The following is a 22,426-nucleotide window of genomic DNA, read 5'->3' as shown; positions in this document are numbered from 1 at the left end:
AGACTGCGTGCATCGCCTGGTTTGACCACCAGGCCAACCCCTTTACTCGCTGGAGACTTAGATGAAGATCGACGCGTTTTTTGACAACCTGTGGCAGGACTACATCAACATGACCCCCCAGGCAGAGGCCATTGCCAATGCCCTCATCGCCCGGGGTGAGGTGGTTCAGAACGACCACGTTGCCTTTCGCACCTTCAATACAGGCCCCATCCAGCTGAAACACCTCGAGCCCTTTATTCTCGACATGGGCTACAGCCGGTATGAACCCTACCACTTCCCCTCGAAGAAGCTCGATGCGTTCGGATACATTCCGCCGAGCCCGGACATGCCGCGCATCTTTCTCAGTGAGCTGCGCGTTGAAGAGCTGACCGACACCGCCCAGACCCTCGTTCGTCGCCTGGTCGACCAGATCAACCCGGATGACGTGGCTGATGCGTCCATCTTCTGGCGTGGGCCGCTGTGGCAAACACCGTCTTATGAGGACTACGAGCAGCTGGCCAGTGAATCTGAATACGCCGCCTGGCTGAGCGTGATTGGCCTGCGCTGTAACCACTTCACCATCAATGTGAATGCCCTCAATGGCATAAACGACATTGAACAGATGAACCAGATGATTGAAGAACTGGGGTTCAGCATCAACGACGCTGGCGGACGAGTTAAGGGGTCACCTGCGGTGCTCCTGGAACAGGGTTCAACCAAAGCCAGCGTACAGCCTTTTACCTTTGCCGATGGCAAGCAACACGACGTAACCACCTGCTACTACGAATTTGCCAAGCGCTACCATGACGACGAAGGCAACCTCTACCAGGGTTTTGTAGCGGCCAGTGCCGACAAGATTTTCGAATCGACCGACATGCGCAAAGACGCCTGACACAGACTGTCTTTCCGGTGGCCTGACCGCACTTGCGGGCCACCGCTTCCTCCCGTCACTTTCGGGCCTGGGATCTTGGTGCTAGACTGCTTGGGTTGTTGACAGGTTCAGCATTTACTCAAACAGGTCAGGTACAGGGATGAAAGGTTCAACACTGTTTACACTCACTGTGGTCACACTTGCCATTACGGCTCTGTATATGGCGCTTGGGCAGCCTGAGGTAACACCCGGTTACTTCATGAGAAACCCGGTCAGTGCCGACGCTAACGGCCAACACCCGCTGACCTGGATCGACCAGATTCAACAGACCCTGGCTTCCTGGTTGTAAGCCCGCCTGTCTCGCTTACCGTTCGGGCGGTGTCGCCTTGGTTAGCGCCTGATATTCCGTAATTGATCTGGTCCCCCTTATGCCCCCACTGATTCGCTCAAACCCGCTCGTCTGGCTGGACATTCCCGTTGTGGACCTCGACCGGGCCATCGCCTTTTACCAGCCCGTGCTCGACTGGACGCTCGACGATCAGCGACCACAGGCCGATATGGCGGTTTTCCGGCATGGCCGGGGTGAGGTTGCCATAGCGCTCATTTTGCAATCGTCAGCGCCGGGCGGGCTGGGCCCACTGCCCTACCTTAACTGCCATGGGCGGCTGAAACTGGCGATGGAGCAGGTTGAACCGCGGGGCGGCATCATCGAACAACCCATCCATTCCCTGGCGCCCTTTGGTTTTCGTGCTGTCATTCGTGACAGCGAAGGCAATCGGGTGGCCCTGCATAGCATGGGAATGAACGATTAATGTGTCTTTGCGTAGTGAATTACCGACCCGAGCACGACTGGCCTCTGTTACTGACCGCCAACCGAGATGAATTTCTGGACCGGCCAGCCGAAGCCATGCACTGGTGGGAGCAGCCATCCGTATCGCACGATACGCCTATCCTGGGCGGTCGGGACCTCAAAGCCGGAGGCACCTGGCTGGCAGTAGACGCCAAAGGCCGAATCGCCATGCTGACCAACATCCGCCCGGGGTATCTGGGTAGGTCGGGCCAGCGCAGCCGGGGCGAACTGCCGCTGGCGTTTTTGCGGCAATCGCACGACATCCGCACCTTTCACCGGTCCCTGCTTCCCGAGATCGATCAGTACGCTGGTTTCAACCTGGTGTTATTTGATGCAACCGGCCTGTTTTGGTTCAGTTCCGACCACCCCAAGGGTCAATGGCTGACGCCGGGCATTCACGGGCTCAGCAACGATGCCCTGAACACGCCCTGGCCCAAAGTTGAGTTGGCCCGCGCACAGATGGCTGCGCACCATGCCCGGCTGGAGGTCATGCCGTGGCAACCGGCCGACCTGGCTAATTTGCCGATACTGGCGGATCCGCAGACCCAGCCCGATGAACAATTGCCGGATACCGGCGTTCCCAAAGACTGGGAACGCACCCTGTCTGCCCAGACCATCGCCTCGGAGCGTTATGCCAGCCGGTGCCGCACCTGGATTGCCCTGCATCGCAGCGGCCAGCTACAGGTCAGCGAAGCACAACTGAGCCCGGAAGGCGCCATCGATGAACCCCGGTTGTTTTCCTGGCTGGTTTAGTACACAACGCTACAGTCGGCGATGCTCCTGCGTCGGCATTTTCAGCCGCACGGACTCAACCCGCTCAAGGTCGGTCGTCAGGGTAACCCCCTGCTCGCCTTCACCGATACTGTCAACTTCCCCCCAGGGGTCGACCATCAGGCTATGGCCCCAGGTGTGGCGTTTTTCATCGTGTTTTCCACCCTGATTGGCGGCGACCAGATAACACGCATTCTCGATAGCCCGGGCGCGGCATAGCACCTCCCAGTGCGCTTGCCCGGTAGACCAGGTGAAGGCCGAAGGCACCACAAACGTATCCACCCCCCGGTTGCGTTGCAGCCGGTATAACTCGGGGAAGCGCAGGTCGTAACACACACTCAGGCCCCAGTGCCCCCAGGGGGTTTCCAGGGTAACGACCTCACTGCCGGGCTGGTAGTGGTCGGATTCACGATAGCGGCCCTGAGCATCACCCACGGCGGCATCAAAGAGGTGGATTTTATCGTAGTGGGCCCGCAACTCGCCCTGATCATCGAGCACATGCATGCGCGCCCGGGGTTTGGCCTCGTTCGGGGCGTAGACCGGCAGTGTTCCGGCCACAATCCAGACTTTGTAGCGGCGCGCGGCATCGCGCAGGTGCTGCCCAACCGGCCCGGTAAACTCTCCCTCACTGGCGGCCAGTTCCTTCGCGACACCGCCGCCGAACACCGCAAACATTTCAGGCAGTTGCACGGCATCGGCACCTGTCTCGGCGGCCGCTGCCAAATGCCGGTCAACCGTATCGAGATTTTCCTGCAGGTACCGCGAACTGATCATCTGGGCCAGATACCATTTCATGCGTCGCTCTCCTGGTTGGGTTCACACCAACGCGCAGCCTTCAGGGTGAACCCGGACTGCCCGGGTTCGTGGGCACCACATTACGCAACCGGTCGCCAACACTGGGGTTCAATGAGCTGCCGCTGTTGTTATCAAACACACGATAAAAGCGCAGCTCAGGCTCCTCAAGCGAACCGGTCACGTGCATGCGGGCTGAACTCAGACGTTCCAGTTCGTTGTTAAACACGCGTTCGGTCACGTAAATGGCCGCCGCCGCCTGAGGCGTCACCCCGGCCAACAGGGCGACCAGCGGAAAGGTACTCGACAGCGGGACGGTCATCACCATATCAACATCGAGCACATCCCGCACCAGATCGGCATCGCCACTGAAACGGAACTTGGTCGAGGGCCCGTCAATCAGCAGCCGGTCGCCTACCCGGGCAAAGCCCCGGTCAAACAACAATTCGCCTTCGATCACATCGTAGCTGATGCCGTCGCGAATCAGGTCGGAAAAATCGAGGGCGAGACGGCGCAGCACCCGGGTAAAGTTGAGCAACCCCACCAGTTTCACGCCTTCGTATTCATCCAGCTCCAGTATCGAGCCATTGGTCAGGCGCAGCTCGATGCGACCGCGCAAGCGCTCATAGTCGAAATAAGCGGGCGTGCCTGGCCATTCAAAATCCAGATCAAACTGGCCGGAGCGGCTTTCGAGTACCGGGGCGTAATCCCAGCTTTGCAATACGCTCAGGATGTTCCCGGTCCTGACCTGCCCCTTGAACGCCGTGCGATGTTCGTTATTGAGATAGCGCCAGGTCAGCTCACCATCCAGACGAGCCTCGGGCATTTCGACTCTCAGGTTGCGCAAAACGGCGCTGTCGCCGTCACGACGAATCTCCGCCCGCCAACTGCCCATATCGCGACCGTCGATCGACAGCCGGGCGATCTGTATATTCGCATCCGGCAGCTCATCCGGCCGCAGCATGGCCATCGGGTCTGGTGCGGATGCATCGTCAGCTTCCGCTCTTGTCGTGTCGGCAGGTTGCTGCGTCCGGTTGATGTTCACAAAATCAAAGTCAGCGAAATGCGGATCGCCGTTGAACGGGATCAACACCCGGCCACTGAGCTCCCGGGCTTCCAGCGTTGCCAGCCAGCCTTCATCACTACTGAGTATCTGAATGCGGGGTTGAGTCCAGTTCAACCCTTGACCGCGCCACAGTGCACCGCGCAAATTCACTTCGCGAATCGGTTGCGCACTCGCCTCTGCACCGAGCGCCACCAGGGGAGACCCGGCCTCCCGATAAACGTCACTGACAGCTTGCAAGGCGTCGCGCCATTGATCGATGTCCGCCTCGGGCAGAAGTGCATCGACATAAATCCCGCTTTGAATCCGCCGCTCCAGCGGCGTGTTCAGGGCCACGGTTCCCGCCTCAAGCTGGCTATCAGGTGAGACGTCGAATGCCCATTGCACCACCTCGTTGTAATGACCGGAGATACCCAGCCCTTCGCCATCGGTAAACACCAGGTCCAGCGCGAGCGGTCGGGCCGCCTCTGCTGTTTTACCCAGAGCCGCCGGAAACGCCAGTGGCAGGTTGACCAGATCCGACGTCAGGGCAATGCGGGTCTGGCCAGGCAGAAAGTCCAGCTGTGCATCGGTGGCAATGCGGTACGGCTGGCCTGCCAGCCAGGGGTCTTCAAGCCATCGGCCCCAGGCATCCAGCGGCGTTTCACCGGAAACCGCGAGACTGACCCGGGCATTAGCCCCGGTCAGATCGGACGTCAGTTGTGCCCGATGCCGGGCGCCGAACAGTTCACCATCCAGGCGGTTCGAGTAGAGCCCTCGCTGGCTGTTGTAGCCAATGTCACCATTGAGCGCCGACAGAGTCAGATCCAGGTCGGTCAGTTCAAGCGCGCCATTGCTGAGCTGACTGGTCAGCGCAATACCCAGCGGCGCGTCGCTCAACGGCACTCTGAGTTCCAGGTCAGCTTGGGTATCACCGGTGAGTGTCCAGTCACTGACAACATCGGCCGCCAGAAACTCGAGCGGCCCGTCCTGCTGAAACAGCGCCAGGGCGTCGCCCGCGTCTGAACTCACATCGAGGTCGATTAGCAGTTGCCGCTCGGCAAATGGCAAGTGCAATTGGCCGCTGTCGAGCGTTATCCCGGCCAGGGTGCCCTGTTGCGCTTCAACGCGCAGGTCATCGAGGGTTAGCCGAACCTGTCCAGCCCCCCCGGAAATAGCTGGCCAGGCGTCATTGAAGCGGACCACGGCCTCGTCGAAATCCGTCACCAGGGCGAGCCCGCTGTCGGTCATCTGCCCCTTGCGAAAGCCAGCGACAAAGGAGAAATCCAGATCCGAAAACCGGCCCGATTGAATGTTATCGACGATCCAGGGTTTGACCGGGTCGGGTAAACGGTTATCCGGCGTCAGCCGCTTGGCCCAGCTGGCATTGGTTGCGTCGGTCGCCACCGCCAGCCGGAACCCGATTTCGCGCTGAGCGGACGCCAGGTCGCCGCCATTGACTAGATCAACCCGCCAGTGACCGGTTAGCGGTTGAGCCGACTCCCCCTGGGTTTGTTGCGTTGCATCGGGGGCAATGGCCGCTCGATGCTGCCCTTCCAGTTGCACACCCGCACCGGCCGACCATCGAGCATCCAATATCCCCTCGATTCGCTCGAACAGGAACGGCTGGTCATAAATAGCGGGCAACTGGAAGTCGACGCCGCTGTTGTTGAACGTCAGCCGCGCCCGTGACCCTTCGGCCCGCAGCTCACCATTGATACCGCTCAGACCCGGGATACCCGAGTAAGGTTGCATGCGTACATCCCTGACACTCGCCGTCATACGCAATGAATCGTGCTGACCGATGCGGTAAGACACCTTGCCCTGGTCAATACTGGCTTGTGGAAAGGCCTGCTCCCAGTAACCACTGCCATCATTGACCGCCAGAAAGGCGCTGATCGGCGCAAGGGGCAATTGATCCCACTGTATCTGCCACTGAGTTTGACGCAGGCTGGCCCGGGCCACGAACTCACCCTGAACCTCGGGCTCATCAGCGGCGGACCGCTCCAGGTCATGGGAAAAATGGTGCAACCAGACATCCACCCCTCCGGTACTTCGCTCGGCAAACAGCTCCATATCCAGATTGCGCAGGGCCATGGCACTGCGGCGGCCGCTGAGACGGGTCGCCGGGCTTTGCAGGCGGGCCTGGATCGATTGCCATTGATCGCGGGTCAGGCTCACCCAGTACTCGCCCGCTACAGCGGCCTGGCGCACATCCGGCAGCCATTCTTGCAGCCAGGGTGCCATATCGAAAGCCCCGTGCCGGGCATACAGATCCACCTCGTATTGATCGTCGCGCCGGCTGCTTTCCAGTTGCAACTCAATGGGCACCGACAGGCCATCGTAATTGACACTGGCTTCAGCACGCATCCAGTTGTCGTCACCCGACCCGGTCAGTTGCGCTGACTCCATTGCAACGGTCATCCCCGGCAACAGCAGCGGCTCAATGTGCAAGGCCATATCGGTAAAGCGTACTTCACGTTGCTGGCGGATCAGCGCGATAACCCGCTCCAGCGACATATCCGGTGTGTTGGTTGCACCGGACCCCGCGTTTACGCCAGCAAAGCTCCAGCCTGCATCGGTTTGCTCCAGATTGGCTTCAAACCCGGTCAGCTCAAACCGCTTGAACACCGGAGACAGCGTTATCAGCGACTGCATCAGCGCCGGTTCCAACAGCATTCGGTCGACACTGAGGGTCGAGCTGATGTGCACATCTTCGGCAATCAGGATGGGGTTAAACTGACGCCACTCTCCGGTGAGACTGCCAATGGAGACCGAGGCATTGAGACGGTCGCTGAGCAACAACGCCAGTTCGGCGTTATAGCGTTCGACGTGCGGGAAGAACTGCCGGCCAAGCGCGAGATAGGCGGCCACCAACAGTATCCAGAACGCGCCAATCTTGAGCAACACCGTGCCCAGGGCTTTCAGAATGCGATAACGGGCCATAAGTCAATATGTCAGCGTAAAGGCAGTGGTACCGCCATTACTGTCAAAGCCGGTGAATGGGGTCAAACCGAACGTCTGCCTACTGCAAAATGACATCAAATTGTTCCTGGCTGTACATGGGCTCAACCTGAAACCGAATCGGTTTGCCGATAAACTCCTCAAGGTCGGCCAGATTGGAGGATTCTTCATCCAGCAGACGGTCGACGACTTCCTGCGATGCCAGCACCAGATACTGGTCGTTGTTGTAGGCACGCTCTTCGCGCAGTATTTCCCGAAACACTTCATAGCAGACGGTTTGGGGCGTTTTAACACGACCGCGACCGTTACAGACCGCACAGGTCTCCGTCATCATGTGTTCCAGGCTTTCGCGGGTTCGTTTGCGCGTCATCTCCACCAGCCCGAGGTCGGACACGCCAGTCAGCTTGCTTTTCGCATGGTCTTTTTCCAGGTACTTCTCCAGCATGCGCAACACCTGGCGCTGATGCTCGGGGTCGTCCATGTCGATAAAATCGATGATGATGATACCGCCCAGGTTACGCAGGCGCAGTTGGCGCACGATGGTGGTCACGGCTTCCAGATTGGTCTTGAAGATCGTCTCTTCCAGATTACGATGCCCGACAAAGGCACCCGTGTTGACGTCAACCGTGGTCATCGCTTCGGTCTGGTCAATGATCAGGTAACCGCCCGACTTCAGTTCGACCTTGCGCCCCAGCGCCCGACGAATTTCATCTTCGACCGCAAACAGATCGAAAATCGGCCGCTCACCCGGGTAATACTCAAACACGGGCTCCACTTCGGGCGTGTACTTGCGCACGAAGTCGATTACTTTGGTGTAGGTTTCTTTCGAGTCTATGCGTATTTTTTCGACGTCGGCACGCACCAGATCCCGGGCTACGCGCAGATACAGCGGCAGGTCTTCGTAAATGGTGGCCGGCCCCGGGGTCTCCACAATGCGCTCGCCCAGCACCCGGAACACACGCTTCAAATAGTTCAGATCCGACTGGATTTCAGCCTCGCCAATGCCTTCCGCGGCGGTTCGGAGAATGTACCCACCCTTTTCGATGCCTTCATCCGCTTTCACCTTCACCACCAGAGCGCGCAGGCGTTCACGCTCCTCTTCGCCGTCAATGCGCTGGGAAACCCCAATGTGGTTGGAGTCTGGCATGTACACCAGGTAGCGCGAGGGGATCGATAAATGGGTCGTCAACCGAGCACCTTTGGTGCCGATGGGGTCTTTAATGACTTGCACCGTGATCGATTCACCCTCACGGACCAGAGCCTGAATGGACTTTTGCGCTTCACCTTCCCGTTTGGGCTGGTCAAAGTCCGAGGCGTGAATGAACGCCGCCCGCTCCAGACCAATATCAACAAAGGCCGCCTGCATGCCCGGCAAGACCCGAACCACCTTGCCCCGGTAAATGTTGCCGACGATACCGCGCGTTTGCTCCCGCTCGATGAATATCTCCTGGACGGCGCCGTTTTCAACAACAGCCACCCGGGTCTCCATCGGCGTTACGTTTACCAATATTTCTGAATTCATAACTGAGCCTGTTCGTACCTGTCGATTCAAGCGCTGGCGCACTGCTAATACCCCAGGCTCACACTGTCTGGCCGCTCTACTGTAACCATCACCCGATCAGATTGACACCAGGGCTCCATCCCAGACCGTCACACCACGCCGGGTCAGCAACTGGGCCGTTTCGCGCAGTGGTAGACCTACAATAGCAGAATAGCTGCCTTCAATCCGTTTGATAAACACCGAGGCCAGCCCCTGTACCGCATAGCCTCCGGCTTTATCACAGGGTTCCTGGGTATCCCAGTAGGCGCGGGCCTGTTCCGGCATCAGCTCGGCAAAAACCACCCTGGAGGTCACCACCTCAACGTCCACCTGATCGTGGCTGGCCAACGCAACTGCAGTCATCACATCGTGCGCCCGACCAGACAACCGTTCCATCATGTCGAGAAAATCGTCCCGGTCGCGCGGTTTGCCGAGAATATCCCGGTCGACGACAACGGCGGTATCGGAGCCCAGCACCAGGGCACCGGATTCGCCCCTTTCTGCAACAACCGCCAACCCGGCGGCCGCCTTTTCGCGGGCCAGCCGGCTGACGTAATCGGCTGCACTTTCCAGCGACTGCATGCGCTCATCAATGTCGATAGGCAAAATGGAAAACTCAACCCCCAGCCCGCTCAGTAATTCACGTCGGCGGGGGGATTGTGAAGCCAGGTACAGGGACATGAAGACTCCTTCCAATAAAAACGAGGTCAAAAATCGACCGGCCGATCAAAGCGTGCAGCGACGGCGCACAGCGCACAGCGCACAGCGCAAGCATCAACACCTACTGAACCCGGAAGCGCAATTGCAACGCCCGCAAAATGACGTAAACCCAGGGCCACAGCAAGGCACTGACCAGCGATGGCAGCAAATGCATCTCGCCGGTGATGCCCGACCCCAGAAAATCACGACACCACTGCACCAGCAACTGACTGACCGCAATGATCAGAAACACGACCAGTGCCTGCTGTAAGATCGGATACATGCGCAGCCGTTGATGCAACAGCAGCACCAGATACACCAGCCCGCTGTACGACAGAGCAAACACCCCAAGATAGGTACCCAACACCACGTCTTGCAACAAGCCCACGCAAAAGCCAACGGTAATGCCAACCCGGTCGGGCAACACCAGAACCCAGAAAATAAGAAACAAACCAACCCAGTCGGGTCTGGCCAGCGCAATCATCTGTGGCAGCGGAACCGCGGCAAGCAAATAAGCGATAAAGAAACTGAGGGCGATCACCCACAAGCCCTTGGCGGGTTTGGTTTTCATTCCGACTCCCGCTTGAAGATGAGCAGTAAATTTCGACTGCGTGACAATTCAGCCAGCGGTTTGGCGCGAATGGTCGCAAAAGGCTCGCCGGTATCGTATTCGATGGCCTGAACTTCAGCGACCGGGTAGCCTTCCGGGAATCGCCCGGCCAAACCGGAGGTGATCAGCAGGTCTCCAATCTGTACATCGGCCGTGCTGGGTACAAACTCCATTTCCAGCACGTTCAGATCACCGGTTCCCACCACAATGCTGCGCATGCCGTTGCGGTTAATTTGCACCGGAACCGCATGGTTGGCATCCGCCACCATCAAAACCCGGGAAGTAAGGGAGTTGACCTGAATCACCTGGCCAAACAACCCGGTGGCGTCGAGCACTGCCTGGCCTACATAAACACCATCCTGGGCGCCGCGGTTAATGATCACCTGATGAGTGAACGGGTCCGGGTCGACACTGAGCATTTCGGCGGTCAGATAGTCGGCCTCGAAGCGCGGAGTCGCATCCAGCAAACGACGCAAACGCTCGTTTTCAGCTTCAAGCACGGCCAGCCGCTGCGCCTGCTGCCGGAGCACGAGCACCTGATTGTTCAGTGAACGGTTATCTTCGATCAGCTCATCTCGCTCGGCGAAAGTGCGGCTCGACCACTCCACCATATCGGTGGGCAGGCTGATCAGAGATTGTACGGGAGATACCAGATAAGACAGGGTCTGTCGCAGATAATCGACCTGGGTGTAGCGGGCATCCAGAGCCATCAGCGCGACAGAGACCACCACAGCTACCAATAGACGATAACCGTGCTGTGGGCCGGCAGAAAACAGCGCTTTGATGACAGACTCTCCTATGAAATTCGGGTCGCACGAACAGTGCAGTCAGGCCGGTTTCAGGCCGGCACTGACTGCAGGCGACCATTATTCACTGAAAAAGTCGAACACACGTTCATCCATCATTTCCAGTGCACGGCCGCCACCGCGGGCCACGCAGGTCAGCGGATCGTCAGCCACCAGCACCGGCAAGCCGGTTTCTTCGCTCAACAGCTTGTCGATATCCCGCAACAGGGCGCCACCACCGGTGAGCACAAGACCGCGCTCGGCGATGTCGGAGGCCAGCTCGGGTGGTGTTTGTTCCAGCGCGCTTTTCACCGCCTGAACGATCGCGGAGAGACTTTCCTGCAAGGCTTCAAGCACTTCATTGGAATTCAGGGTAAAGCTTCGTGGAATGCCTTCGGCCAGGTTGCGACCACGCACATCGATCTCGCGAATCTCGGTTCCCGGGTAGGCACAGCCAATTTCGATCTTGATGCGTTCAGCCGTCGCTTCACCAATCAGTGAGCCGTAATTGCGACGGATATAGGCCACAATGGCTTCATCGAACCGGTCACCACCGACGCGAACGGATTCGGCATAGACCACACCATTGAGGGAAATAACAGCAATTTCGGTGGTACCACCACCGATGTCCACCACCATGGAACCACGGGCTTCCTCGACCGGCAGTCCGGCACCAATCGCCGCCGCCATGGGTTCTTCAACCAAAAACACTTCACGGGCACCGGCACCGAAGGCCGACTCGCGAATGGCTTTGCGTTCCACTTGTGTGGATTTGCACGGTACACAGATCAACACTCGGGGGCTCGGTGCAAACCAGCTGTTTTCGTGTACCTTGGCAATGAAGTGCTGCAGCATTTTTTCAGTGACGTGAAAGTCGGCGATCACACCGTCTTTCAGCGGCCGGATCGCCTGAATGCTGCCCGGTGTGCGGCCGAGCATGCGTTTGGCTTCTTCGCCGACGGCGGCAACGGTTTTCTGGTTTCCGGTCAGGCGTACAGCCACAACCGACGGTTCATTCAAGACGATATCGCGATCGCGCACATAAATCAGCGTGTTTGCCGTACCCAGGTCAATCGACAAGTCGCTTGAAAAAAGTCCCCGAATCTTTTTAAACATTTTTTGATGATTCCAATTCTGATGGGTGCGGTACAAGAGGGTATGGGAAACCGGCTACAGGATTTCCTGATGACAACCCAATAAATCCACACTATTAAAGCCATGACACAGCCCGGCAATGTATCAATGGCAGGGATTTTGGGCAAGCTGTAAATATGATAACTTATGCCTCATCAATGATTTATTGGGTAGAGTTAAAGCGTTAATACATCCGGATGTGAATTGAACACTGGTGCAGATTCTCGAGTTTGAATCACGCCTGTTATCAATTCTGGTTGGGAAGGCAAGCGCCAGGCTCGGCCCGTAATAATGCACCAGATTTGTCATCCACCCGCCCGATGCCGCAAGAAGCCGTGTGTAAAGCCTGCTTCAACCGCATTGACCGGCGTGGTTTGGCCCCTAATTTAGCCCCAGGAGATCCACAACCATGAGCCTAGACCGCTCCCAGGTGGAAAATGTAGCCCAACTGGCACGCTTGCAGGTCACGGAGGACGCCATGGCCGCCACTGTAACCAGTCTGTCGAGCATTCTCGATCTTGCCGACCAGTTGCAAAAGATCGATACCGAGGGTGTCGAGCCGCTGTCGAACCCCTTGGATGCCACCGCGCGGCTGCGCCCCGATGACGTCACCGAGCACAATCAGCGCGATGCCTACCAGGCCATTGCACCAAGCGCGGCCGATGGCCTGTACCTTGTCCCCAAAGTCATAGAGTGAGCCAGACCCGACATGTTAGATAAAACACTGACCCAGCTTGCCGCCGGTCTGGCCCGGGGCGATTTCAGCAGCGTGGAGCTGACACAGGCCTACCTGGATCGCATCCGGCAGCACAACGCCGACCTCAATGCCTATATTACCGTAACCGACGATATAGCCCTGGCGCAGGCGGCCACAGCCGATGAACAGCGCGCCGCCGGCAATGCTGGGCCGCTGACCGGGCTACCGATCGCGCACAAAGACATTTTTTGCACCCAGGGCGTGCGCACCAGTTGTGGTTCTCGCATGCTCGACAACTTCATCGCGCCTTATGAGTCAACGGTCACTGCCCGCCTCGCTGGTGCTGGTGCGGTCATGCTCGGTAAAACCAACCTCGATGAGTTCGCGATGGGGTCTTCTACCGAGTCCAGCTACTACGGCCCCACCCGCAACCCCTGGAATCGGGATACCGTGCCCGGTGGCTCCTCGGGCGGCTCGGCAACGGCGGTGGCAGCGCGTCTGGCGGCGGCGGCCACCGGTACCGATACCGGTGGCTCCATACGCCAACCCGCCGCCTTCACCGGCATTACCGGCCTGAAGCCGACCTATGGCCGGGTTTCGCGCTGGGGCATGATCGCCTACGGCTCATCGCTCGATTGCGGCGGCCCAATGACGCAAACGGCTGAAGATGCGGCGCTGATGCTGAATGCCATTGCTGGCTTTGACCCGAAAGATTCTACCAGCATGGACCGGCCCGCAGACGATTATCAGGCGCGCCTGAACGAACCCCTGGCGGGCCTGCGCATCGGCTTACCGAAAGAGTATTTCGGCGATGGCCTGAACGACGGCATCCGGGCCGCGGTGATGGCCGCGGTCAGCGAGCTGGAAAAACTCGGTGCAACGGTCAAGGAAATCTCGCTGCCTCGCACCGAGTTGTCGATTCCGGCCTATTACATCATTGCCCCGGCTGAAGCCTCAACCAACCTGTCGCGCTACGACGGTGTTCGCTACGGTTATCGCTGCAAAGACCCGGTAGACCTGGAAGACCTCTACAAACGCACCCGTGCTGAAGGCTTTGGCGCGGAAGTTCAGCGGCGCATTCTGGTTGGCACCTACGCGCTATCTGCCGGCTACTACGATGCCTACTACAAGAAAGCCCAGCAACTGCGCCGCCTGATTCGCGACGACTTCCAGACGGGCTTTCAGGAGGTTGACGTCATCCTCGCACCCACCACGCCTTCGCCGGCCTGGACGCTGGGTGAGAAAAGCAATGACCCGGTGGCCATGTACCTTGAAGACATCTATACGCTGTCGACCAACCTGGCAGGCCTGCCCGCTCTGGCCCTGCCCTGTGGCCAGGTCGGTGGGTTACCGGTGGGCCTGCAGCTGATCGGGAACTACTTCGAGGAAAGTCACTTGCTGAACATTGGCCACCAGTACCAGCAGGCAACCGACTGGCATCTGCAGGCGCCGGTGCTCTGAGGCAGGTTTTTGAGCCAATGGCACGACAAACACGCATCCATTAATCGCACGTGAGCAGCAGGCCCCAGCGCCCGCTGCCAGCAGAGGACCCAAAGATGGAATGGGAAACCGTAATCGGGCTGGAAATACACGTTCAGCTTTCAACCCGATCCAAAATATTCTCCGGCTCCAGTACCCAGTACGGCGCCGAGCCCAACACCCAGGCGAGCCTGGTCGATCTGGCCATGCCCGGCGCCTTGCCGGTGTTCAACGAGAACGCCCTGCGCAAGGCGGTCGCCTTTGGCCTGGCAATCGATGCGCACATTGGCAAACGCTCGGTGTTCGACCGCAAGAACTACTTTTACCCCGACCTGCCCAAAGGCTATCAGATCACCCAGATGGATGACCCCATCGTCGGGCTGGGCGAAGTCGAGATCGTGCTCGACGACGGCAGCACCCGCACCATTGGCGTGACCCGGGCGCACCTGGAGGAAGATGCCGGTAAATCCCTGCATGAAGACTTCGAGGGCATGACCGGCATTGACTTGAACCGGGCCGGTACGCCTCTGCTGGAGATTGTCTCCGAGCCGGACATGCGCTCGGCCAAGGAGGCCGTGGCCTACCTGAAGAAAATTCACAGCATCGTTACCTACATCGGCATTTCCGACGGCAACATGGCTGAAGGCAGCCTGCGTTGCGACGCCAACGTCTCGGTGCGGCCGAAAGGCCAGACAGAATTCGGCACCCGGACCGAAATCAAGAATATCAACTCCTTCAAGTTTGTTGAAAAAGCGATCAACGTTGAGGTTCAGCGCCATATCGATGTCATCGAAGACGGCGGCACGGTTACCCAGGAAACCCGGCTGTACGATGCCGACAAGAACGAAACCCGCAGCATGCGCTCGAAAGAGTTCGCAAACGATTATCGCTATTTCCCCGAACCCGACCTGCTGCCGGTCGAGATCGACGACGCCTACATTCAGGACGTAAAAGACCGCCTGCCGGAACTGCCGGATGCTAAAATCCAGCGGTTCAAGGCCGACTATGGCCTTTCTGACTACGATGCCACGGTATTGGCCGCCAGCCGCGCCATGGCCGATTATTTCGAGGCCGTGGTCGACGTCACCAAAGACGCCAAGCTGGCCGCCAACTGGTGCATGGGTGAACTGGCCGGCCAGTTGAACCGCTATGAACAGGACATCGCCGACAGCCCGGTATCGGCGGCAGACCTGGGGCTGCTGATACAGCGCATTCAGGACAACACCGTCTCCAACAAGATCGCCAAAACCGTGTTCGAAGCCATGTTCCGGGGCGAAGGTTCAGCGGACGAGATCATTGAGGCACAGGGCCTGAAACAAGTCAGCGATTCCGGCGCCATTGAGGCGATGATCGACGAGGTGATCGCCAACAACCCCGGCCAGGTGGCCGATTACCGCAGCGGCAAAGACAAACTGTTCGGTTTTTTTGTCGGCCAGGTAATGAAAGCCTCCAAAGGCCAGGCCAACCCGGCCCAGGTGAATGATATTCTGAAAAGCAAGCTGCAAGGCTGATCGGCCAGCGCCGGATCAACCCGTCTGGGGATTGATCCGGCGTATTTTCTGATCAACACCCTCTCCATGCGATCCTCACAATGCCCATCGCCCCTAAACCCTCGCGCGGCCTGGCCGATAGCCTTCAGTACCCGGTCAACAAAATTGTCACAGAACAATAACTGACCGATCGATCAAATAACGGCATAATCACAGTTCTCACACGTTCATCGGTGCCCGGTCACGGCCGGCCCTATCAGGTTTTGGATCAACACTATGAAGCTGTCCCTGATTGCCCGGGTTATTGCCGGTTTTACCACTCTGCTGATCTTGTTTTCGATGATTACGCTCTACTCGCTGGTCGTTGAAAACCGTCTTGCCGGACAACTGGAGCTGACGTCAGGTCAGTTGGGCCCCTTGCTGGATGATACCAACCGGCTGCGTAACACCCTTCAGGAGGCGAACCGGGCGGTCATCCTGCACGCCAATGCCGACGATGCAGAGCGCCGAACCCTGCTGGAGGCCCAGTTCAGTGACGCGCGCAGCGGCTACGACAGCCTGTTTCAGAGCCTGATGCAACGGCTCGAAGCCTATCCGGACATTCGTGATCAACTGGCTGCCAGCCAGCCCCTGGCTGACTCGCTCTTCGCAACCGGCGCCAACCATCTGGCGCTGCAGAATCAGCGGGTGCAGACCCGCCTGAATGCTCTGGAGCAAGCCCAGCAATTTGACGATGAATGGATATTCTTTACCGGGGATCTGAACGCCATTGGTTCCAGGGCCACTGCTCAGGGGGATTCGGGTCTGCAATGGGAAATCGATTACATCATTGCCCAGGCTGAGGGCGCTCAGGCTTATTTGCAGCGGGCGCTGGCCATCAATTCGTCCGAACGCATGGGCGAAATCGAGTCCCAGTTAACCACAACTCTGGAACAGCTGAACGCCAAGGCGGAATCGATCGAATCGAATTTTACCCGCTATGCCGCCGACACCAATGACTATATCGATCTGTTGCGCACCGCCATTGCCGGCGAATCGGGGTTGTTTCAAAGCCACAAGCGCTATGTTGAACTGAACGAGCAAAGCACCCTGGTTCTGCTTGAACTGAACGACACCATGGATTCCAACCTCACAGCACTGGACAGTCTGGTCGGCGCGACGCGCAGTGTGTCGGCGCGGGCCACCCAGGAAGGCAATGCCATGGCAACCCGGGCCATTGCCATCACCCTGGGCTTGCTGGTGATGGCGCTGGTCATATCGGTGCTCATCGGGTTTTCCATCGTCCGCTCTATTCGCAAGCCCATGGCCGAAACCCTGGCCGTGCTGGACCAGTTGGCACAGGGCCATCTGGGCGAACGCATCAAACACACCTCCAGTGACGAAATAGGACAGATAGCCCGCAACGTGAATACCCTGGCCGACCGGCTCAGCGATGTCATTCGCGACATCCGGACGTCTTCCGAGCAGGTGGCTGAATTGTCGGCCAGTACGTCGGAAGTCAGCGCAACCACGCGCGCCAGTGTCGAGCAACAGCAGGAGCAGACCCAGTCGGTGGCCACAGCCATCACCGAAATGGAAAGCGCCATTCAGGAAGTGGCCGCCAATGCGGAGCGCACGCGCACCGAAGTGTCTGAAGTGACGGAGTCGGCCGAGCAGAACATGGCCAGCATGACGCAAAACATTGACTCGGCGCGGCAATTGAACGACTCCCAGGCGCACGCCAAAACCGTGATTGAGACCCTGCGGGATGAAAGCCAGCAGGTGGCTACCATACTCGATGTCATTCAGGCCATCGCCGAGCAAACCAACCTGCTGGCCCTGAATGCCGCGATTGAAGCCGCGCGGGCCGGCGAGCAGGGCCGGGGCTTCGCCGTGGTGGCCGACGAGGTCCGCACGCTCGCGACCCGGTCACAACAGTCGGCAAACGACATTCGCGTGATGATTGACCGGTTACAGCAGCAATCCGAACAGGCCGTAGCCATCATGTCGAGCAATCAGTCATTGGCGCAGGCCTCGGCCCGCCAGTCACAACAGACCGGCGACTCGCTGGCGGCCATGGTCAAACGCCTGGCAGACATCAACGACATGAGCCATTCGATCGCGACGGCGTCGGAAGAGCAAAGTGCCGTGGCCCGTGAAGTCACTGAAAACGTGGTGCATATTTCCGATATGGCGGAATCCCTGGCTGAAACGGCCCGCCAGGCGGCCAGCAACAGCCAGCAACTGCGCGAACTGGCCCGAAACCAAACCGCACTGGTGGGCCGGTTTCAGTTAACCTGATCAACGCACACGCCGGAGCGACTGAACCAAAGCCGGCGTGGTGTGCGTATCAACGAGCCACGTTTCACAGGAAGGCTGCATGCAATTACTGTCGTTCGGAGCACCTGTTCCGGCCCGCGCTCTGACAACTCTGACCATCACACTGCTGGCATCCGCACCGGTTTTTGCGGTCGACAGCGCGGCACTCAGATCCGGGCTGCAATCGGCAACCGGATCGTTAGCCACCCTGAAAACCATCCATATCGCCCATCAGGGCGAGATCATCTGGGCCGAGGCTTACAACGGGGCCAGCCTGTCAGCCTCCACCAACATCAAGTCAGCGTCAAAGACACTGGTCGCTACGTTGGTCGGCATAGCCATCGACAAGGGCATTCTCGACGGCGTTGATCAACCCATCGCGCCCCTGCTGCAAGACCAGCTTCCAGAGAACCCCGACCCGCGGATAAATGACATTACCATTGGCCATTTGCTGTCGATGCAGGCCGGGCTGGAACGAACCTCCGGGCGCAACTACGGCGCCTGGGTCGTCAGCGATAACTGGGTGAAAAATGCTCTCGCCCGCCCGTTCGAGGAAGAACCCGGGGGCGACATGCAATACTCCACCGGCAGTACCCACCTGTTGTCGGCCGTACTGATGCGAGAAGCCGGAGAGTCCACTCACAGCCTGGCCAACCGCTGGCTCGCGCCCGCTGGTATACGCGTAGACAGCTGGCTGAAAGACCCCCAGGGCATTCCCATGGGTGGCAACCAGGTAGGCATGACCCCGGAATCCCTGCTGGCACTGGGTGAACTCTTTCGCCGGAACGGGCAGACGGAAGGCGGCGAGCAACTGCTGTCGCAAGACTGGATTGACGCAAGCTGGGAACGACGTACCCGGTCCCGATTTCATGGCGGTGGTTACGGTTATGGGTGGTTTATGCAAACCTTTTCTGGCGTCGATGGTTACTATGGCTGGGGGTACGGTGGTCAAATGATCTATGTCTTGCCCGAGCTTGAGCTGACCATCGCCATCACTTCCGAGGAAAACGAACCGTCAGGCCGCAGCGGTTATCGCGACCAGTTGCATCGCCTGGTCAGTCAACAGGTTGTGCCTGCGGTTCGTGATTCTTAAGTGGCTATCCAAAAAAAAAGCGGCTGCCCTCTCGGACAGCCGCTTTTTTTCTTAGGTACTATCGCTCTATCGCGACTTTTTAACCGACCGGTTGTCCATCGGCACCTGAAAAACCTCGACTTCGCCTTCCAGATCGCCCGCCAGCCGGTTCAGGGTGTTAACCGCATTCTGATTCGCCTTCAGGGCGGTAATCGATTTACCCGAACTCTCGGTAACGCCTTCCATCGACGCGACCAACTCATTGATGTCACCAACCTGCACGCGAATCACTTCGACAATCTGACGAACTTTTTTCAGCGAATCATTCGCCTGATTATCGATGGTTGTCAGCACCTCATTGGACGATTCACTGAGTGACAAACCATGTTCGATTTGCGGCAAGGTTGATTCCATGGCGGTCACCGATGCCTGGGTTTCCTGACGAATCTGTCCCAGCATTGATTCGATCTGACCGGTGGCATCGCCAGTGCGCTGCGCCAGGGTGCGCACTTCATCGGCTACCACCGCAAAACCTCGGCCGGATTCGCCAGCGCGGGCGGCCTCGATGGCCGCATTCAGTGCCAGCAAATTGGTTTGCTCGGAAATACCGTTGATCACACCGGCTATGTTGGCAATCTCGCCGGTACGGGCTTCCAGCTGACGAATCTGATCAACCGCCGCGTGCACCACATCGGATACCTTACGAATTTCTATCGCCGTCTCGGCAATCAACCTACGACCGGATTCAGACTGCTCAACCGTCTTCGACGAGTTTTCTTCGGTATCTTCGAGCAATTCAGCGGTATGGAGCACACTCTGGCGCATGGTTTCCAGGCGATTGGCGGCATCGGTCGTCGACTCGCCCTGCTGCTCGGCCATCGTCAGGGCATCACTGGATTCCCGCGACAATACCACCGCTTCTTTACCCAGTTGCTGTGAGGCATTCACAATATTAGTCACCACTTCACCCAGCCGATTCTGCATCAGATGCACCGAATGCAGCACACTGCCTTCCGGTGAGGTACGAATCGTCTGGCTCAGATCGCCTTCCTGAACCTTCGACAGGATATCAGCCACTTCACGCGGTTCCCCGCCCAGCGAGACTTTCAGGCTGCGTTCGATCAAAATCGCCAGCACAATCCCGAACAGAATGGCGAAGCCGGTTAGCAGCAGCATAAAGGCCGTGAAGCCTGCCGCGCCTTCTCGTATGTCGTCGGTAATGGCCTGACTCTGCGCTTCCTGGTAGTCAATGAAGGCGTTGATCGATGCCAGCCAGTCGATGAAGGCGGGCTTGGCTTCAGTCAGCATGAGTTGTTCGGCTGCCTCGCGCTGTCCGGCCTGCCGCAACTCAATAACCTCTGAAATCAGCGGTTCTGTGCGTTGTTCGACGGCTTGAATGCGGCTGAGCAGTTGCCGCTCACTGGCGGACACATCGCCACCATTGTTCAGTAACCGGTTTAACGGACCTGCACTTTCCTGATAAAAGCGCTCCAGCCGCTCGATGATCGCAATTTCTTCATTCAGAGCCGCCGTATCGGGCGCCAGAACCACATCGCGTATGGCGATAGCACGGTCGTGTACACTGCCCCGAAAATTAATGGCATAGCGTTGTTTCACCGAGTTCTGATCGGTGATGGCCGTTAGCCCCTGATCAATGGTTTGTACATTACGCACACCGATCACGGTAATCGCGAGCATGACCGCCAAAACCAACCCGAACCCAATGACCAAACGCCTTCGTACCGACATCTGGGAGAACAACTTAATCAATCCCATTTCTACCACCTCATTGTTTACTGCACTGCGCCAACGACGCACTTTTTTCAACCCGGACCATATGCGTGATCTGGCTCACAAAATAGAATCTTTACCTGTGAGTATCCGAACGCCGCTCCGACTGCCCCATTCTCTTTTCAGTGACCCATTAGGGACGACTATTGATGACTTTTTAACCGGCAGTGTGGCAAAACCGTCACAGTTCAACAAAAACCGCTGAAAGGGATAGTCAATCATTTGACGACCCGTATTGTTCGCCAAACTTCGACACAGAATGGGACAGCCTATACGCACCTTACTAGCGACCCGACCACTACCGGTTTCAATATAATTTTGAACAAGGTGTTCACATCCATTCACCAAAGCTAGAACAGCCAACGGTGAGAGCGCCATTTACGCCAGAGCGAACAAAGAACTTGTAGCTAGAAGACGCTGCTGTTGAGCATTGGGTGGGCAGGCAAGCGGTCTATACCAACTTCTTACACGCTGGAATACCGCCGGGTCATGAGGGGCGTCTATCATCTGTTGGCGTGTCGGTGTCGTATAAAATTTGATCATGCAAATGGTGGTTCAAAGGCTGTTTGTCCGACAGAAATCGTAACATCCACCAATTGGTTGACCGACTCCTGGGAGGAGCTCTCATGACACATACACCCGCACCTGCATTAGCAACGACCCCAGCCCAACCGCATCTACCCATTCCGCAGCAAGCCTTCGAGTGGTACGACGAGTACGCCCATGGCCTGATCGACCGTCGCACCTTTATGAACCGGCTGATGTCATTGTCGGCCACCGGCATTGCCATGGGCACGCTGACGGCCGCACTGACGCCCAATTACGCCGAAGCCGAGCAGGTGTCCTTCAATGACCCGGACATCAAGGCCACCTATACCAGGTTTCCCTCGCCCCGGGGTCACGGCGAAGGCCAGGGGTATCTGGTGGTGCCCACCAACCTTGAAAGCCGGGCACCGGTCGTACTGGTCGTTCACGAAAATCGCGGGCTTAACCCCTATATTGAAGACGTGGCCCGGCGACTGGCCAAAGCGGGTTATATTGCCTTCGCACCGGATGCACTCTACCCGCTCGGCGGTTACCCCGGCTACGACGATGAAGGCCGCAGCATGCAAGGGTCGCTGGACTCAGCCAAGATGGAAGCCGACTTCATGGCCGCCGCGGAGTTTTTGAAGAATCATGAAACGTCGACTGGTAAGCTCGGTGCAGTGGGCTTTTGCTATGGCGGCTATATTGTGAACATGCTGGCTGCAAGCATGCCAGAGCAGTTAAACGCCGGCGTCCCGTTTTACGGTACCCCGGCCGCTGCAGACATCCGAGACCAGGTACAGGCCCCGCTGATGCTGCAATTTGCCGAACTGGACAACCGGGTTAATGCAACCTGGCCGGATTATGAAGCCACCCTGAAAGAAAACGGTGTCGACTACACCGCACACATCTACCCGCAAACCAACCACGGTTTCCACAACGATTCGACCGCCCGTTACGACGAAGCGGCCGCCGAGCTGGCCTGGGAACGGACCCTGGCGTTTTTCAACACCCACCTCGGTTGAATGGAAACACCG

At 58.1% G+C, this 22,426-nt stretch carries 19 protein-coding genes; 11 read left to right on the top strand and 8 right to left on the bottom strand.

Annotation, left to right across the window (positions count from 1 at the left end):
• Window positions 1-61 precede the first annotated feature (61 nt).
• The 4 genes from EP166_RS01050 to EP166_RS01035 all read left to right on the top strand — a co-directional run bounded on the left by EP166_RS01050 (window position 62) and on the right by EP166_RS01035 (window position 2,453).
• A complete protein-coding gene (locus EP166_RS01050) occupies window positions 62-871 on the top strand; it encodes a DUF1338 domain-containing protein (RefSeq protein WP_127554957.1) in 810 nt (269 codons plus the stop codon).
• Window positions 872-1,010: 139 nt separating this feature from the next.
• Window positions 1,011-1,199 carry a hypothetical protein gene (locus tag EP166_RS01045; RefSeq protein ID WP_127554956.1) on the top strand — a complete coding sequence of 63 codons (189 nt, stop codon included), beginning with the start codon at window positions 1,011-1,013 and terminating at the stop codon, window positions 1,197-1,199.
• Between the two features lie 79 nt (window positions 1,200-1,278).
• Entirely contained in the window at window positions 1,279-1,662 is a 384-nt protein-coding gene (locus EP166_RS01040) for a VOC family protein (RefSeq protein WP_127554955.1), read from the top strand.
• On the top strand, window positions 1,662-2,453 hold the full coding sequence (locus tag EP166_RS01035) for an NRDE family protein (protein WP_127554954.1): 792 nt from the start codon (window positions 1,662-1,664) through the stop codon (window positions 2,451-2,453). The genes EP166_RS01040 and EP166_RS01035 overlap by 1 nt, the downstream gene beginning before the upstream one ends.
• Before the next feature lie 9 nt (window positions 2,454-2,462).
• Here the strand turns inward: EP166_RS01035 and EP166_RS01030 are convergent, their stop codons facing one another.
• The 7 genes from EP166_RS01030 to EP166_RS01000 form a co-directional block, all read right to left on the bottom strand.
• Window positions 2,463-3,266 (bottom strand): carbon-nitrogen hydrolase family protein, encoded by an 804-nt coding sequence (locus EP166_RS01030; protein WP_127554953.1) that lies wholly within the window; start codon window positions 3,264-3,266, stop codon window positions 2,463-2,465.
• Window positions 3,267-3,306: 40 nt separating this feature from the next.
• Window positions 3,307-7,251 carry a YhdP family phospholipid transporter gene (locus EP166_RS01025; RefSeq protein WP_127554952.1) on the bottom strand — a complete coding sequence of 1,315 codons (3,945 nt, stop codon included), beginning with the start codon at window positions 7,249-7,251 and terminating at the stop codon, window positions 3,307-3,309.
• Window positions 7,252-7,330: 79 nt separating this feature from the next.
• Window positions 7,331-8,791: a ribonuclease G gene (gene rng / locus EP166_RS01020; RefSeq protein ID WP_127554951.1), complete on the bottom strand. Its 1,461-nt coding sequence runs from the start codon at window positions 8,789-8,791 to the stop codon at window positions 7,331-7,333.
• A 96-nt stretch (window positions 8,792-8,887) separates the two neighbouring features.
• On the bottom strand, window positions 8,888-9,490 hold the full coding sequence (locus tag EP166_RS01015) for a Maf family protein (RefSeq protein ID WP_127554950.1): 603 nt from the start codon (window positions 9,488-9,490) through the stop codon (window positions 8,888-8,890).
• A 100-nt stretch (window positions 9,491-9,590) separates the two neighbouring features.
• A complete protein-coding gene (gene mreD, locus EP166_RS01010) occupies window positions 9,591-10,079 on the bottom strand; it encodes a rod shape-determining protein MreD (protein WP_127554949.1) in 489 nt (162 codons plus the stop codon).
• Window positions 10,076-10,894: a rod shape-determining protein MreC gene (gene mreC, locus EP166_RS01005; RefSeq protein ID WP_127554948.1), complete on the bottom strand. Its 819-nt coding sequence runs from the start codon at window positions 10,892-10,894 to the stop codon at window positions 10,076-10,078. The genes mreD and mreC overlap by 4 nt, the downstream gene beginning before the upstream one ends.
• A gap of 90 nt (window positions 10,895-10,984) precedes the next feature.
• On the bottom strand, window positions 10,985-12,019 hold the full coding sequence (locus EP166_RS01000; RefSeq protein ID WP_127554947.1) for a rod shape-determining protein: 1,035 nt from the start codon (window positions 12,017-12,019) through the stop codon (window positions 10,985-10,987).
• A gap of 427 nt (window positions 12,020-12,446) precedes the next feature.
• Between EP166_RS01000 and gatC the strand changes: the two genes are divergently transcribed.
• The 5 genes from gatC to EP166_RS00975 all read left to right on the top strand — a co-directional run bounded on the left by gatC (window position 12,447) and on the right by EP166_RS00975 (window position 19,094).
• A complete protein-coding gene (gatC, locus tag EP166_RS00995) occupies window positions 12,447-12,734 on the top strand; it encodes an Asp-tRNA(Asn)/Glu-tRNA(Gln) amidotransferase subunit GatC (protein ID WP_127554946.1) in 288 nt (95 codons plus the stop codon).
• Window positions 12,735-12,746: 12 nt separating this feature from the next.
• Complete coding sequence (gatA, locus tag EP166_RS00990; protein WP_127554945.1) at window positions 12,747-14,195, top strand: Asp-tRNA(Asn)/Glu-tRNA(Gln) amidotransferase subunit GatA; 1,449 nt, start codon at window positions 12,747-12,749, stop codon at window positions 14,193-14,195.
• Between the two features lie 95 nt (window positions 14,196-14,290).
• Window positions 14,291-15,724 (top strand): Asp-tRNA(Asn)/Glu-tRNA(Gln) amidotransferase subunit GatB, encoded by a 1,434-nt coding sequence (gene gatB, locus EP166_RS00985; protein ID WP_127554944.1) that lies wholly within the window; start codon window positions 14,291-14,293, stop codon window positions 15,722-15,724.
• A gap of 255 nt (window positions 15,725-15,979) precedes the next feature.
• Window positions 15,980-17,983, top strand: a complete 2,004-nt coding sequence (locus EP166_RS00980; protein WP_127554943.1) for a methyl-accepting chemotaxis protein — start codon at window positions 15,980-15,982, stop codon at window positions 17,981-17,983.
• 79 nt (window positions 17,984-18,062) lie between these two features.
• Window positions 18,063-19,094: a serine hydrolase domain-containing protein gene (locus tag EP166_RS00975; protein WP_127554942.1), complete on the top strand. Its 1,032-nt coding sequence runs from the start codon at window positions 18,063-18,065 to the stop codon at window positions 19,092-19,094.
• 66 nt (window positions 19,095-19,160) lie between these two features.
• Here the strand turns inward: EP166_RS00975 and EP166_RS00970 are convergent, their stop codons facing one another.
• Entirely contained in the window at window positions 19,161-20,771 is a 1,611-nt protein-coding gene (locus EP166_RS00970; RefSeq protein WP_246026194.1) for a methyl-accepting chemotaxis protein, read from the bottom strand.
• Here EP166_RS00970 and EP166_RS21090 point away from each other — a divergent pair.
• The gene (locus tag EP166_RS21090) at window positions 20,770-21,069 is read left to right on the top strand and encodes a hypothetical protein (protein WP_164743764.1); all 300 of its coding nucleotides are present in this window, start codon (window positions 20,770-20,772) and stop codon (window positions 21,067-21,069) included. The two genes, EP166_RS00970 and EP166_RS21090, sit on opposite strands and share 2 nt — an antisense overlap.
• A gap of 421 nt (window positions 21,070-21,490) precedes the next feature.
• On the top strand, window positions 21,491-22,414 hold the full coding sequence (locus EP166_RS00965; RefSeq protein WP_127554940.1) for a dienelactone hydrolase family protein: 924 nt from the start codon (window positions 21,491-21,493) through the stop codon (window positions 22,412-22,414).
• Window positions 22,415-22,426 lie beyond the last annotated feature (12 nt).

The sequence above is a fragment of the Saccharospirillum alexandrii genome (assembly GCF_004000275.1).
Lineage (GTDB): Bacteria > Pseudomonadota > Gammaproteobacteria > Pseudomonadales > Natronospirillaceae > Saccharospirillum > Saccharospirillum alexandrii.
Note: the sequence above shows the minus strand (reverse complement) of the source record. Positions and strands in the feature narration are given on the sequence as shown.